Source organism: Vibrio porteresiae DSM 19223, assembly GCF_024347055.1.
Classification (GTDB): domain Bacteria; phylum Pseudomonadota; class Gammaproteobacteria; order Enterobacterales; family Vibrionaceae; genus Vibrio; species Vibrio porteresiae.
Genome location: NZ_AP024895.1, coordinates 1,306,369 through 1,321,075, shown reverse-complemented (window position 1 = coordinate 1,321,075; position 14,707 = coordinate 1,306,369). Strand labels below are relative to the sequence as shown.

The 14,707-nt window shown below is 45.9% G+C and carries 12 protein-coding genes; 7 read left to right on the top strand and 5 right to left on the bottom strand.

The features are described 5' to 3' along the window. Nucleotides 1–240: 240 nt before the first annotated feature. Nucleotides 241–1,680 (top strand): sucrose-specific PTS transporter subunit IIBC, encoded by a 1,440-nt coding sequence (locus OCV11_RS06130; RefSeq protein ID WP_261895692.1) that lies wholly within the window; start codon nucleotides 241–243, stop codon nucleotides 1,678–1,680. A 199-nt stretch (nucleotides 1,681–1,879) separates the two neighbouring features. Here OCV11_RS06130 and OCV11_RS06125 read toward each other — a convergent pair whose 3' ends face one another. Both OCV11_RS06125 and OCV11_RS06120 read right to left on the bottom strand, forming a co-directional pair. Beyond that, on the bottom strand, nucleotides 1,880–3,199 hold the full coding sequence (locus tag OCV11_RS06125; protein WP_261895691.1) for a sensor histidine kinase: 1,320 nt from the start codon (nucleotides 3,197–3,199) through the stop codon (nucleotides 1,880–1,882). A gap of 9 nt (nucleotides 3,200–3,208) precedes the next feature. Further along, nucleotides 3,209–3,874 (bottom strand): response regulator transcription factor, encoded by a 666-nt coding sequence (locus OCV11_RS06120; RefSeq protein ID WP_261895689.1) that lies wholly within the window; start codon nucleotides 3,872–3,874, stop codon nucleotides 3,209–3,211. A gap of 498 nt (nucleotides 3,875–4,372) precedes the next feature. On the opposite strand from OCV11_RS06120, the gene OCV11_RS06115 reads away from it, so the two are divergent. The 5 genes from OCV11_RS06115 (at nucleotide 4,373) to OCV11_RS06095 (ending at nucleotide 10,055) form a co-directional block, all read left to right on the top strand. Continuing rightward, nucleotides 4,373–4,657 carry a putative quinol monooxygenase gene (locus tag OCV11_RS06115; RefSeq protein ID WP_261895688.1) on the top strand — a complete coding sequence of 95 codons (285 nt, stop codon included), beginning with the start codon at nucleotides 4,373–4,375 and terminating at the stop codon, nucleotides 4,655–4,657. A gap of 377 nt (nucleotides 4,658–5,034) precedes the next feature. Beyond that, nucleotides 5,035–6,345, top strand: coding sequence for a paraquat-inducible protein A (locus tag OCV11_RS06110; protein ID WP_261895687.1), 1,311 nt, complete (start codon nucleotides 5,035–5,037; stop codon nucleotides 6,343–6,345). Further along, nucleotides 6,338–7,993, top strand: a complete 1,656-nt coding sequence (gene pqiB, locus OCV11_RS06105) for an intermembrane transport protein PqiB (protein WP_261895685.1) — start codon at nucleotides 6,338–6,340, stop codon at nucleotides 7,991–7,993. The genes OCV11_RS06110 and pqiB overlap by 8 nt, the downstream gene beginning before the upstream one ends. Then, nucleotides 7,993–8,619 carry a PqiC family protein gene (locus OCV11_RS06100; protein ID WP_261895684.1) on the top strand — a complete coding sequence of 209 codons (627 nt, stop codon included), beginning with the start codon at nucleotides 7,993–7,995 and terminating at the stop codon, nucleotides 8,617–8,619. Before pqiB ends, OCV11_RS06100 begins: the two co-directional genes overlap by 1 nt. 251 nt (nucleotides 8,620–8,870) lie before the next feature. After that, nucleotides 8,871–10,055: a NupC/NupG family nucleoside CNT transporter gene (locus OCV11_RS06095; protein ID WP_261895683.1), complete on the top strand. Its 1,185-nt coding sequence runs from the start codon at nucleotides 8,871–8,873 to the stop codon at nucleotides 10,053–10,055. Between the two features lie 158 nt (nucleotides 10,056–10,213). Here the strand turns inward: OCV11_RS06095 and OCV11_RS06090 are convergent, their stop codons facing one another. The 3 genes from OCV11_RS06090 to OCV11_RS06080 all read right to left on the bottom strand — a co-directional run bounded on the left by OCV11_RS06090 (nucleotide 10,214) and on the right by OCV11_RS06080 (nucleotide 13,871). Next, nucleotides 10,214–10,672, bottom strand: a complete 459-nt coding sequence (locus OCV11_RS06090; RefSeq protein WP_261895681.1) for a DUF3574 domain-containing protein — start codon at nucleotides 10,670–10,672, stop codon at nucleotides 10,214–10,216. Nucleotides 10,673–10,804: 132 nt separating this feature from the next. After that, complete coding sequence (locus tag OCV11_RS06085; protein WP_261895679.1) at nucleotides 10,805–11,584, bottom strand: potassium channel family protein; 780 nt, start codon at nucleotides 11,582–11,584, stop codon at nucleotides 10,805–10,807. Nucleotides 11,585–11,855: 271 nt separating this feature from the next. Next, on the bottom strand, nucleotides 11,856–13,871 hold the full coding sequence (locus OCV11_RS06080) for a fibronectin type III domain-containing protein (RefSeq protein ID WP_261895677.1): 2,016 nt from the start codon (nucleotides 13,869–13,871) through the stop codon (nucleotides 11,856–11,858). Nucleotides 13,872–14,447: 576 nt separating this feature from the next. Here OCV11_RS06080 and OCV11_RS06075 point away from each other — a divergent pair. Beyond that, on the top strand, nucleotides 14,448–14,699 hold the full coding sequence (locus OCV11_RS06075) for a helix-turn-helix domain-containing protein (RefSeq protein ID WP_261895676.1): 252 nt from the start codon (nucleotides 14,448–14,450) through the stop codon (nucleotides 14,697–14,699). Nucleotides 14,700–14,707 lie beyond the last annotated feature (8 nt).

The following is a 14,707-nucleotide window of genomic DNA, read 5'->3' as shown; positions in this document are numbered from 1 at the left end:
CTTATTGTCATTATTACGAAGAATGGATTGACCAAATGATACACGAATCTCGTGCAGAACGTGATTTTAACCTTGTTTTGCTATTGATGAGGGGTGTAATAGTCGATCTTTTTCACAGAATTCAATCAATCGTTTTGACCGCAACAAAAACTTACTCAAAAATAGGTTTTGCAAACGTTCCCAAAAATTAAAAACAACAATGACTACTGTACTGACGAATAACAATATCTGGGGTGTGTTATGAACTATCCTGTCATAGCAAAACAACTACTTGAGCAATTGGGCGGCAAAGAAAACCTTCAAGCTCTGGCTCACTGTGCTACTCGTTTACGTCTTGCTCTGAAAGACGACTCTGTCATTGATGAAGCGGCCATCGAAAACATCGAGGGTGTGAAAGGTCAATTTAAAGTGGCTGGCCAATACCAAATTATTTTTGGTTCAGGCACAGTAAACAAAGTTTACGCAGAACTGGCACAACTGACTGGTATGACAGAGATGTCGACCAAGGATGTTGCGGCAGCTGGCGCAGAAAAACAAAACTTACTGCAACGTGCGGTAAAAGGCTTATCTGACATCTTCATGCCAATCATCCCAGCTATCGTTGCGGGTGGTTTGCTGATGGGGCTATACAACGTCTTTACTGCTAAAGGCTTGTTTATCGATAACTTATCGATTATCGATGTTCACCCAGGTCTTGCAGACTTGGCAAGCATGCTTAACACCTTTGCTAACGCACCGTTTGTGTTCTTGCCAGTGTTACTTGCTTTCTCAGCAACCAAAAAATTTGGTGGTAACCCATTCCTTGGCGCAGCGTTAGGGATGCTAATGGTTCACCCTGACCTATTAAGTGGTTGGGGCTTTGGTAGCGCATCGGTGAGCGGCGATATTCCAACCTGGAACATCATGGGCTTTGAAATCCAAAAAGTGGGTTATCAAGGTTCGGTACTGCCTGTATTGGTAAGCTGCTTTATCCTAGCGAAAGTAGAACTGACGTTCCGTAAGTTCACGCCATCCATGCTAGACAACCTAGTAACTCCACTGTGTTCTATTCTCATCACAGGGTTACTGACCTTTACTTTGGTGGGACCAATCACACGTGATGCCGGTTTCCTACTGGGTGATGGCCTAAGCTGGATTTATGACAACGTAGGCTTTATCGGTGGCGGTATCATGGGCTTTGTTTATGCACCATTTGTTATCACTGGTATGCACAACAGCTTTATTGCGATTGAAACTCAACTCCTAGCGGACATCGCTCGCACTGGCGGTACCTTTATTTTCCCAATCGCTGCGATGTCTAACGTAGCGCAAGGTGCAGCGTCACTTGCTGTGGCATTCACCACTAAAGACGCAAAAATGAAAGGTATTGCATTGCCATCAGGCGTTACTGCTCTGCTAGGTATTACAGAACCTGCCATGTTTGGTGTGAACTTGAAACTTCGTTACCCATTCTTTGCTGCCATCATTGGCGCTGGCGTAGCAAGTGCGTTTATCACTCTTTACCATGTTAAAGCATTGGCATTGGGTACTGCAGGTCTGCCAGGTGTTATCTCCATCGTACCTGACAAACTCAGTTACTACGTGATTGGTATGCTTATCTCTATCGTTATCTCATTTAGCGTAACGGTTGCCTTGAGCCTACGTAACAAACAAAAAGCGAACGTGAAAGCGGCTGCTTAATCTCTAAATTGCTCCTCCCCCATCCTAACCCGCTTGCTTGCAAGCGGGTTATTTTATTGCTGAGCAGCAAACAGACAGCACCAGATGACCCTCGTTTATGCTTTTCAGCATAGAGGCTAAGTCAATGAGTTAGGGCAAATAGAAAGGATAAGTAGAGCGAGTCAGCTTATCCTGTCTCGCCTACTTGATGATTCGCGGTTCAAAGAGCGGTTTTATCTTGCTCTAGCATTGGGGTTTTGAGCGGGCGAAAATCGATGGTAACTTCACGTCCGTTAAGGCTATCGGTGGTTTCATACGACCAGTCATATTGACGAATGATACGGTTGGTCAGTTCCAATCCTAAACCAAAACCGAGCTGGTCTTGGCTATCAATTTCACCTTCATCTCGATTCACAATAAGCACGCGCGTGCCGCTTTGCTCGATATAAACTCTACCCGCATGAGTGTGCTGATAAGCGTTACGTATCAGGTTACTGATCACGATACGACACAAGGTGGATGGCAGTTCGTAGGTGCCCTCTTTGATGTGCAGCTCGACTTCCACGGATTTATCGCGCAGTAAATAGCTCAAGTCGCGACTGATTTGGTCCACCATATTGGCCAAACTGACCTTACCCAATGGCAGTTCACTCTGCTCACGGCGGTTTAGCCACAGCAAGGTTTCACACAAATCGGTCATGGTGACGCCGGCACGTAAAATCCGCTCCATTACCTGTTTCTTTTTAACGTGAATCTGTTCGGAATGCGGTTTATCAATCAGCTTATTCATCAGCTCGGCGTTACTGCGCACCACCGCAATAGGCGTACGCAGCTCGTGACTGGCATTCGCCAAAAAGCTCTGTTCACGCTTCAACGCAACCTGTACCGAAGACAAACTGTTTTTAATGATATCAGCCAATCGGTTGAGCTCATTGAAGTAAAAATCGGGCGTCGGCTGCTCAAGTTGTTCTGGAGTAAGACGTTTTGCCCACTCGACTAAGTTTTCTTGTGGACGAGCAATATGACGAAACATAAAAAACAGACCAATCGCAAAGAACGCCAAGGCTAAAAAGGCATAGAGGATCAACATCATGTCATAGCTGTTGCCTTCTTTGTGAAACTGCTCTTTTGTTGTGTCATCAGAACTTAGCTTATCAAACACTTTCGAGATATAAACCGTTTGCCCATTAGGGCGATCGAAACGCATCACAAAGTAGGCTTTCGTTGGTGATTGAAACCAACCGCTTTTATCCATTTTCTTTTGAAAACCGAACGGGCCAACGGGTTGGGGCAAATTTCTTTTGATCTCCGGCTGCACATCTTCCCATTTGGTGGCTAGCTGATAACCAATCACGTCAACCGGTTTGTTATCACTGGTATCCACTTGCTTGGCAATTTCCAACATCGAATAGCGCAAACTGATGTCCAGCCCAGAGACAAAATAGTTGGCAGCAATGGTCGAAAAACTAATGACGGTGACCGTGGCAATCGCCATGACCGACAACACAAAATAGATCTTAAGGCTACGACTGATCTTCATGGCGTATCACTATGGTTTAAGACAGAAACCGTAGCCAGGTACGGTTTGAATCAGCGGCGTTAAGCCGGGTTTATCGATCTGCTTACGCAAGTTAAAGATGTGAACTTTTAAACTGTTACTGTCGGGCTGTTCATCACCCCAAACCGATTGGACAATTTTTTCCCGAGACACACCAGAAGGGTATTCGCGCATCAATACTTCTAGGATTTTTAACGCGATTGGAGAGAGTTTAATGGGTGTACCTTGGCGACTGGCTTGGCGATGCGTGAGGTCGAGTTCGAGTTCGCCAACACGCAATTTGGAGATTTGCCCACTGCGGCGACGCGACAATGCTTTAAGACGAACGATCAGCTCTTCGGTGGCAAAAGGTTTCACTAAATAGTCATCAGCCCCATGGCTAAAGCCTTGCAACTTATCATCGAGCGTATCGCAAGCAGTCAGCATCAACACTGGGGTTTCTACTCCTTGAGCGCGAATGCGTTCACAGACCGCCAATCCTTTAATCTTAGGCAAGTTAAGATCCAGAACAATCACATCGTACACATTGCTGATGATGAGGTTATAACCGACTTGACCATCGGCTGCATAATCACACTCGATGTCCTCTAACGACATGTAGTCAATCAATGCAGTCGCTAAATCTAAATCATCCTCGACTAAAAGGGCTTTAAACATGACAACCTACCACTCTTAAAATGAACCAATTTCAGGCATCGCAGCCTTCCCTACTCCGAGAGATTTTATTCTTGCGCGTGCTTGGCAATACTCGATTCCAAGACCCTGAATACCAACAATAAAGCCATCTTTAGTGTCACTTGTTGTCGGCAAAAGAAGAGCAACTTTCTTTATTAAAATTGTACTGTGAAAATGAAAGTTTGCCCAAGGTGACATCGATATGCGGGCTATTATACCCAGTTTACAGAATGATGCTTATGCTGCATCGGAACCATCATATCGAGGTTAAGTTAGTTTACGTACTATTTGGTTAAGGTTGGGTTAAGCAGAGAGTAAAGCTCATGCAACCAGAATGCGCTTGAGCAAACACAATTATTATCAAACCAATTGAATACAGTATCATTGAATAAGAGTATGATTAATCTACGCCATTTGGCGGAGCTTTGGTTGGTAATACCAAACGCATTTACAGCACATCATTGCTCTGGAGAAATATCAATGAGTGAAAAAACATTAACTTGTGTGGCGGTCTTTGCCGCTCGCGAAGGTAAAGCGCAACAGTTAAAAGAAGTTTTAGACGATTTAGTCGTTCATACCCGTAAAGAACCGGGCTGTCTGTCCTATGAAGTGTTTACCAGTACCGAAGATAGCCAACGTTTTTTGGTCAATGAACTGTATAAAAGCAAAGCCGATTTTGAATTTCACTCCAACACCTCTTATCTAAAAGCACTGAAAAGTGCTCTGCCTAAATTAGTAGAAGAAGCCGATATTCGCACTTACTGATTAAGCTTACCGACATAAAGAGAATCAATAGATAGGGTTTCTATACTCAGTGACTCCTCCTCATCGAGCACAGAAACCCTTTTGCTTTTCGCTCTTCAAACTGAGCTTCTTAACTCTTCGTTAACTGCGTGCCACTTAAGCTTTAACTCTGACATCGCCTTACATGATTTTGTGATATATATACGACTAATGTTGCGATGTTACAGGCAGTCACTGCATCTAACCTGCTGATTTGCCATAGAGTTAACTCATAGCTCATACCAATAGAAATGCCCGCTTGGGAATAGGCTAGTATTAAGGACAGTAAGTCATGACCATGCTATTTATCAGCACTCTGACCGCACGCCGTCAAAGGGAGGTGTTCTATTTGTCCGTCAATGCATAACGCGCCGCACCCAACCACTTTGCGTGCTACGAGCAACCAAGAGTCTAGCGCACATTATGTTTGCCCACATTGTGACTGGGTCACTTCGGTTTCCGTCACAACTGAGGAATCATCCCCAACACAAATACGTTGTGAGCGTTGTGGTCATCGTATTACTCATCAAACCGCTCACCAAGCAACCACGTTAAAATGGTACGCATTGTCGGCCATGTTGATGCTGGTGATGTCGATGCTGTACTCCTTTTTAGGCTTTTCGGCTAAAGGGGTTGAGCATCGCATTCGTTTTACCGATACCATTGAAGTCCTACTCACCAATCATTTTGTCGCCCTTGGCATCTTGCTCAGTTTGCTGCTGATATTGCCGGTGATCTATTTGCTACTGGCGATGTACGTTGCCAGTGCCATTGAGCGAAAACGAACGTTCCCAGCTCTTAAGCTCAGTTTACGCATGCTTTGGGGAATTGAACCTTGGCTGATGATGGATGTGTTCCTCGTTGGCATCTTAGTTGCGTTAATTAAATTGCACTCGATGGCGCACGTGGAGTTTGGCCTCTCATTTTGGCCTTTCTGCTTGTTTGTCGTGTTGTTAATCAAAACCTTATTGCTGTGTGACAGCGTTTGGCTTTGGGACAGCCTGTTCCCGCAACCGACTCCAGCATCGCTACATAGTGGCGTTGCACGCGAGCAAGGTTTTGCGGTATGTCAGTGCTGCGGCGCAGTGAGTCATGGCTTACAAGGATATTGCCCACGCTGCTCAACCCATGTGGAATCGCGCACTAAGGGCCACCAGCAAAAGACTGTAGCGCTCCTCATTGCCTCTTGCGTGATGTTTATACCCGCCAACTGGTTTCCGATCATGGATACCGCCTTTTTAGGTAGCAGCCATGGATCCACCATTATTGGTGGTGTGATATTGCTGTGGGCAACAGGTTCGTACCCAATCGCCTTGGTGGTCTTTATCGCCAGTGTGGTGGTGCCCATTTTCAAAATCTTGCTGTTAAGTTGGCTGTGCTGGCAAAGCCGTCATCAACAGGCGCGCTCAGCAAAACAGTTGCAGCACTTTTACTTCTTTACAGAATTGATTGGCCGCTGGTCGATGATCGATATTTTTGTCGTCGCAATTTTGACTGCGCTGGTCCAACTGGGCAGCTTAATGCGCATCATCCCAGGGCCAGCCATTATTGCTTTTGCCAGTGTTGTTGTCCTGACTATGTTAGCAGCACAATCGTTTGATCCACGTTCATTCTGGGATAATCCCCGTTCATTGCGGGACAACCCAACTAAGGAGACTTCTCTTGACTGAGCCTACATTGCAGTCGCGTCCAACGACTCGCTTTAGTTTTAACCCGGTGTGGGTAGTACCCCTGTTAGCGCTGTTTGTCGCTGCTTGGATGCTTTATCAAGATTGGGATAGCCAAGGACCACAGCTAACGGTCATCGCCAATAATGCCGATGGTATCGAAGCTGGAAAAACCAAAGTCAAAGTGCATAACGTTGACGTGGGTGAAGTGACTCAAGTGAAACTGAGTGATGATTTTGAACACGCCATTATCACGATTGAGTTACAAAAAGGCTCCGACAAGCTGCTGCGCCAAGACACTAAGTTTTGGGTCATTAAACCGCGTGTCGGTACTGCAGGTATCAGCGGCCTTGGTACCTTATTGTCTGGTGCTTACATTGAAGCTGAACCAGGCACCAGTGGGGATGCCAAACGTGAGTACACCATGTTAGCTCAGCCACCGCTATCAACAGCAGACGATAAAGGGCTGCGTTTAGAATTGGTCAGTAAAGACATTCCGAAGATGACTGTGGGCACTCCTATCCATTTCCACGGCTTCGATGTCGGTCATATCGAAGATGTTAACTTTGATCCGCAACAGCAAAATATCACCTATCGCCTCTTTATCAGAGAACCGTTTGATTCGTTAGTCAGTGATGCTGTGCAGTTTTGGGTGACTCCAGGCCTTGCTATTCAAAGCTCAACCAAAGGGATAGCGGTGAAAATGGACTCGCTAGAAACCTTAATCACTGGCGGCATCTCCTTTGGCACCACCGAAGAAGGTGCTGTAGGAAAACCTGTCAAAGACATGACTCGTTTCACCCTCTATGAATCCAAAGAGCAAGCAACCGATAATCGCTACACCCAAGCGATTCCGTTCATGTTCCTATTTGATGGCAATATTGGCGGCCTTGAACCCGGCGCACCAATCGAGTTTCGTGGCGTGCGCATCGGGACGGTTCAACAGGTTCCCTTTCAAGGCGTGAGCATTCGAGATTGGAGTGCCACTATGCTCAATCCTGTACTTCCCGTCCTTGGTCGTATTGAACCGCAGCGTTTAAGTAGCTTGAGCACCGGTGAGGAGATGAACCTGACCGAATGGCGTCAGCTCTTGGATAATGCGATTAAGCGGGGTTTTCGTGCCAGTTTGGTAACCAGCAACATTCTCACCGGCAGTAAGATCATCAGCGTCGATTTTGATGCGCAAGCTAAACCAGCTAAGGCCGAACAAGTGGCGGGTTACCCGGTCTTTCCATCGGTGCCTAATAGCTTTGATAGCCTAGGTCAGAAGTTTGCTTCTCTACTGGATAAGCTCAATAACTTGCCACTTAACGACACCATGAATTCGCTAGATAAAACACTGCAAAGTGCTAACGATACGTTGAAAACGCTCAATACGGTCAGTAAGCAGATCGATACACTGCTCGCTGCGCCGCATACTCAGCAGTTACCAGAGCAGTTGACCTTGTCGCTGCAAGACCTGCAACGTACCCTAAAAACCTATCAAGAAGAGGGGGCTGTCGGCTCGCAACTGCAAAAAAGTTTAGGCACCTTAGAGCGCACCTTAAACGATCTGCAACCCGTATTACGCCAATTACAACAAAAACCGAACGCATTGATTTTTGAAAGCAATGCGGCTCCAGACACCATTCCAACCAAAGGAGGACAATAATGCGTCGTATGTTTCCCCTACCTCGTTATTTGGGACGTTGCGTGAGTGCCAGTGCGTTACTCATGGTGCTCGTTGGTTGTTCTACCTCAGCACCACCAGCGCAAGAATATCTGCTGATGAGTCAAACAGCGCCAGCATTGAGCACCGCTTATCATGGCACTGTGGTCGTGCCGACCGTCAGTGTACCGCTCTATTTAGCGGGCAACGGTATGGTACTGGTCAGTGAACAGGGACAGGTGAGCCGCGCGCGGCAAAACCTGTGGGCAGAGCCGTTAGACACTCAATTACAACGGTTAGCACTCAATCGCCTAGAACAGCGTTTACCTGCGGCCCATTGGCTAACCCCATTTGATCTTAACTCTGCCCAGGCGCAGCAATTGATGATCAATGTGGCGCGTTTTGATGCCAGCCCCGATGGAAAACTCACTATCAATGGTCAATGGTTGCTACGCAGTGCTGAAGGGAAAATCATCCAATGTGGTCGATTCTCCCATGGCGACACCTTGAGCGCACAAGGTTATCAAGCCATGGCAAATGCTCTTGCCCAAAGCTGGCTTGATGCGGTGGTCGACCCTATCGCTCAATCCATCGTCAAGCCAGACAGCGCCCCGACAGATTGCCGTTAACCTTTTACCTTCCCGCCTCCATGCAACTAAATAGCTAAATAGCTAAGTATGGAGGCATGGAGGTAAACTTCTCTTGGACATTCCACACCGTCCGATAACTTGCTTCCTTCACTTCTCTTTACTTCGTTCAGCCCGCCTAATTTCATAAAGCACGCGAATATTAATAACTCACTCATTAGTCGTTATTCATTAGGCGTATGGTATACTCCGGCTCCTTGGTTTTGCTGTTCTTTGTTTAGGGATAATTTTTTATGCAATCCGTTTTACATTTCTGTTTGGCTATCGCGGTGATCTTCGCCCTAGCTCTTTTGGTCAGTTACGACCGTAAGCAGATTAAAATTCGTTATATCATTCAGTTAGTTGTTATTGAGGTACTGTTAGCTTGGTTCTTGTTGAACTCTAAAGCCGGTGTCGTTGCAGTCTCTTCTTTTGCTGGTCTATTTGATGAGTTGATGAAATTCGCAGGACAGGGTTCAGACTTTGTGTTTGGTAACATGAGTAAGCAAGGCATGGCTTATGTGTTCTTAAACGTATTGTGCCCAATTATCTTCATTTCCGCTTTGATCGGCATTTTGCAGCATTTCCGTATCCTACCTTGGTTCATCCGTATCGTTGGTACTGTGCTTTCAAAGATCAACGGCATGGGCAAACTGGAATCGTTTAACGCGGTCAGTTCTTTGATGCTGGGTCAATCAGAAAACTTTATCGCTTATAAAGGTATTCTAGGTCAGCAATCACCACGTCGTATGTACACGATGGCGGCAACAGCGATGTCGACCGTTTCGATGTCCATCGTTGGCGCGTACATGTCGATGATTGAAGCACGTTACGTTGTGGTCGCACTGATTTTGAACATGTTCAGCACTTTCATTTTGCTATCGATCATCAACCCATACGATGCGAGCGAAGAACCAGAACCTGAACTGAGCGAACTGCATGAAAAACAGAGCTTCTTTGAGATGCTTGGCGATTACATTCTCGCTGGTTTTCGTGTTGCGATGATCGTTGCCGCAATGCTGATCGGTTTTATCGCACTGATTGCTGCGCTAAACGCGCTGTTTTCAGCAGTGATTGGTTTTAGCTTCCAAGAATTGATGGGGTATGTCTTCTATCCATTGGCATGGATCATCGGTATTCCTAGCCAAGATGCACTGCACGCGGGCAGTATCATGGCAACCAAATTGGTATCGAACGAGTTCGTTGCCATGCTGCAACTGAAAGAAATTGCAGCAGAGTTTGCACCACGCAGCCTAGGCATTTTGTCGGTGTTCCTGGTGTCATTTGCTAACTTCGCTTCGATTGGTATCGTTGCAGGTGCCATCAAAGGGGTTGATGAAAACCAAGGCAACATCGTTTCACGTTTTGGTTTCCGCTTAGTGTACGGTTCTACACTTGTTAGCTTGCTATCAGCGGCTATTGCCGGATTGGTGATGTAACTCGCCTCGTAAAATAACGAGTGGGTTCTAAACCACAACAACGAAAAAGCCAGCATAATGAGTGCTGGCTTTTGTTTATCCAAATTCTCTGCGCTTAGATTATTCGAGCGTTTACCCCGCCCTTCAGAATCTTTTCAATAGCAATTTAAAACAGCGTCTTAAAATGCCACACACTTATTGGTGTCGACACGCATTACAGATTCTTGTGCAAATTGGGTTTTGTAGATAGTGCGTAGAGCTTCAATGCTCTTTTCACTTTCTGCATCGTTGATTGAGTGGATCAGCATCAACGCATGGCTCGACTCTTTTGCCACTTTGCCGTCAGCGCCTAACCACTGTCCTTTACCATTAAATACGGTCAAACCATCGCGAAAACGAGGGGTCACCTCTTTGTCCACAAAAGCTTGCCACTCTTTATCGGTAATGTCTGGACCGTGAGGACGGCTCATGCCAAAGTACAGTGTGGTTTCTGCCATCAAATCACCGACAGCACACGCTGATGTTGGCGCTGCTGCGGCACTTTGTGCTGGTTGGTAACTGCATCCGCTAAGAAGTGCACTTAAAGTAATTGCACCTAATTGCGTCCATTTAGAACGCAAAAAAAACGTTGGGGTCATGGTAACTCCATTTATTGTTAATTGTCATTTCAGGGAGCAGCATACTGTAAGTTATCGTTTGCTTCATCAATAATTTAAGCGTTATGCATTGATGAACCAAAAGAGTGCATTATGCCCAATAGTGGTGAGTCATTACTCTCGTCTATCGGGTGATTTTAACTGGATGATCATGGCCTTAAGCTCACCAATCTCGTCTTTTAACTCACTAATATCGTTACTCATATTGGTTGCGACGTGTTTATCCTGCTTTTCTTTGTCATCTTCCAAAAACCATGACGCCACAAACCCAGTGAAAGTGCCAAACATCCCTACTCCAGCCATCATCAATATGGCTGCGACAATTCGTCCCTCTAAGGTGACCGGATAATAGTCGCCATAACCAACCGTCGTCACTGTGACAAACGCCCACCACAGGGCATCGACAGGGTCTTGAATATTGGCTCCCTCAGCGCCTTTCTCCAGTTGCAAGATGGCCAGTGCCCCGAAAATCACCAAGATAATCGAGACTGAAAAGACCAAAGAGAACGTACCGCGCACCTTGTTACGAAACAGAAAAGCCATGATGATGCGCGTTGAACGTAGCAAACGCAGTACCCGCACCACTCGTACAATGCGCCCATACTGCAATACATCGGCCAGAGGCAAACTCGAGAGCAGATCAATCCAGCCCCAGCGCATAAACTGCCATTTATTCTCCGCTTGTTTAAAGCGAATAAAGAAATCAGCAAGAAAAAACACACAGATAATATTGTCCCCCATATTGAGGATCTGCTTGGTTTGCGCAGGTAAAGGAAACACGGCTTGAATGGTCAATTCAAGTAACACAAATAGCGAGAGCACCAAGATAAACAATTGGAAGGGATTAAGCTCAGTTTCAAGGGAAACGGAGCGGTGAGCTAGCGTCGCGGTCATCACATTCTCCGAATAACTTAAGTCAAGAGGCAGGCTAAGCCTGAACATAAATCAATGGAAAACCAGAGAGTTAATCTGATCAAAGTGTAGCAGCTCCGCCTATTTCTGCTGATGAATCCTCCTCACCTAAGGTCACTATTTTCTCGAATCACTTATCCTTAACCACTTTGTCCTTATTGCATGCAAATTGCCCATAAAAAGAAAAGCGCCCTACACAGAGAGCGCTTATTGCCGCACTTCATTAGTCATTTAAGCAAGTTAACCGCCGAGCTTAATAATCGGATTCGAATGCACCAATATCTGGAGCATCACCTTCGTAATCCAAGCCCACATCGGTCCCTGCATCAATCAAATCGCTGCCACTGACCAAATGGAAGAAGGTCACGTCCGGCAAGCTGCCATCTGATTGACGATCCGCCAACAAGGTATCAATGCTGACACTTTCGAAGTCGCTACTGCTCACCGATACACTGCCACTCCAACTGTCATTTGAGATGCTGGTGCTGGTCGCTTTCAAACTGTCAGATGAATCTCCTTGGTAAGAGATGCTGTTTTTGATCGTCAGTTTTTTCAGAGGATTGGTACTGCTAAAGCCAAAGTTGCGACCGTTTTTATAACCAATACTGTTGTAAATGGTGACCGTACCGCGGTTGCTGTTATGGTCGAAACCATCTTCTGCGTTACCCGCTGCGATGCTGTTGGTGAAAATGGCGTTATGTTGCAAGTCCTTATCGTCACTGCCCCCAGTTTTAAAGCCGTTACCATCACCGCCACTGGCTTTCCCGCTTTCCAAATAACCGTTACGAATGGCCCAGCAGTTTTGATAAGTGGTGGTCACGCCGTCTGCGCCACGCAAATAACCATCATAACCATCGTCGAGGTTGTTCCACGCGCGGCAGCCATAGAAGGTGTTGCCCGTTCCTACGCCCATTTTTGACGCGAATCCATCGGCGTTTTCCAAAGAGGAATCGGCGTTGTAGTAAGAGTCGACGTTCTTAATCAGGTTGTAAGAAGCACCACTGTCGAGTTGCAGACCCGTATCTGCGTTATGAGAGAAAGTTGAGTATTCGACCGTGTTATACGAGCCGCTAATGTGCATCCCGTTATCACCCGCATATTGGACATCGATTCCGTAGATGTACCAATAGTTACCACTCAACTCCATACCACGATTAGATGAACTTTCTGATTCAGCGGAGAAGTCAAATACTGGTCTTGCAGAATCGGTCGGGTATTGGCGCAATGTGATTGTGTTACCTGAACTGCCTTTGGCATCCAACTCTAAAGGTTCATCAAAGTAGTATGTGCCGCCGCGCACATAAATCACATCACCGGCACTGGCGCTGTTGATCGCAGAAATGATCGCGCTGGCGGTGCTGACCACAGTTGCGTCTGGGTCGACGGTAGTGGTGCTATCTGGCGTTGCGGTAAACGCCGTTGAATCGGCACTATCACCACTGGCGTCTGTGTATTTGATCCAGAACCAATAAGGCGTTCCGTTGGTCAATCCCGTTGCGGTGTAGCTCAGAGTGGATGAGCCCACCGTGGTTAAACGCACGCGACCAGAAGGATTGCTGTCGGTATCGTAGTAAACTTGGTAGTTAGAATCCGAGCCTGAATCGGTCCAGTTGAGCGCCACTTGGCCATCTCCGGCGGTCCCTGTCAGGACTACCGATTCTGGTGTGGATTTAACACTGGTGGAATCGGCTTGGTTGCCATCACTGTCGGTGTATTTCACCCAAAACCAATACGGGGTGCCATTGGTTAACCCCGTGGCGGTATATTTGGTGGTGGATGAGTTAACCGTGCCTAAGCGAACACGACCTGAAGGATCATTGTCGGTGTCGTAGTAGATTTGATAGTTGGAATCTGCGCCCGAATCATTCCATGTTAATGACACTTGCTGATTGCCTGCAGTTGCCGCTAACACCACCGATTGTGGTGTGGTGGTAAAGGTTGAAGAGTCTTCGTAATCACCACTGGCATTTTTGTATTTGACCCAGAACCAATATTGGGTACCGTTGCTAAGCCCCGATGCGGTGTAGTGCAAAGTGGAGGAGTTCACTGAACCTAAGCGAACACGCCCTGAAGCATCACTGTCGGTATCGTAGTAGATTTGGTAATTGGAATCGGTATCAGAGCTATCCCACGTCAGTACCACTTTACCATCACCGGCAGTTCCATCTAAGGTCACATCCGCTGCTAACGCTGCGAGTGGCGTCACCAGCAACGATGCCATCAGGCCAAGCTTTATCCATCGGTTAAGAGGGGTGAGTGTCAATTTCATACGTTCTCTATCTCCTATTGAGAATGACACACCCAAATAACGTAAAGACGCCATCACACTGTCAATATAACGCATCTCTATGTTATTTGAGCATTATGTTATTTGAGCATTTTCAAACTGCTAAGAAGCTCATAGGAATTTCTTAGCATTAGATAGAGAAATAATTAAATTAAAATGCATACTCATCCAGAGCACTCATGCTCTATTAGAGTAGTTATTTGAACCGCACCACAATTAAAACAGAATATAAAATCATCTTATAATATTAATAAACTCGTAATAAAACGTTATTTCAAGTTTAGATATCCATCACTATAGTCAGTAAACCCCATGTATCATAATGGAAAATAGAGCCTTTAATTTTTCATTAAATAGAACCGTAAGCCAAACCACATTTTGCAATGTGTCATTATTTGCTGACCATTCCAAAATAACTAATTTAAATAAACTATATTATCAGGACAATTATTGACCAATTAACAGACAGCATACGGCTATTGGGCTAACTCCTTTGAGCTTATTACTGATTAGCCAATATAATAGCCACAGGTACGTTATCGAGGCGAAACATCAGTTATGACTGAGTTACATCATATGATAAGAGAGATCCGCGAATATAAAGGAATTTCCCGCGAAGCCTTAGCTGATAACATCGGCATTGCTGTCTCGACATTAGAACGCATCGAAAATGGTCGCACTGACCCCAAATATTCCACGTTAAAAAAGATATTGCTGTGTTTGGAAGCACATACATCGGTCACGATTAATGAATCCAAGTCCAGCACAATCGCATCCAGCGATCCCCACCATAAATGGGTGATTAGCTAACGCTGATC